We start from the raw sequence: 255 nt of genomic DNA on the forward strand, positions 1-255 counted from the left end.
TGTGGCTGGTCGTCCTCTCAGACCAGCTACAGATCGTCGGCTTGGTAGGCCTTTACCCCACCAACTACCTAATCTGCCATCGGCCGCCCCTTGAGCGCGAGGTCTTGCGATCCCCCGCTTTCCTCCATAGAGCGTATGCGGTATTAATCCGGCTTTCGCCGGGCTATCCCCCACTCCAGGACACGTTCCGATGTATTACTCACCCGTTCGCCACTCGCCACCAGACCGAAGTCCGTGCTGCCGTTCGACTTGCAT

General features: G+C 59.2%; 1 rRNA gene. It reads right to left on the reverse strand.

What is annotated here, in order from left to right:
* A 16S ribosomal RNA gene (locus AB3X94_RS42195) occupies positions 1-255 on the reverse strand; the annotation flags it as partial.

Origin of the sequence: Paraburkholderia sp. BR10923 (assembly GCF_040948765.1) — a bacterium.
Taxonomy (GTDB): domain Bacteria; phylum Pseudomonadota; class Gammaproteobacteria; order Burkholderiales; family Burkholderiaceae; genus Paraburkholderia; species Paraburkholderia youngii.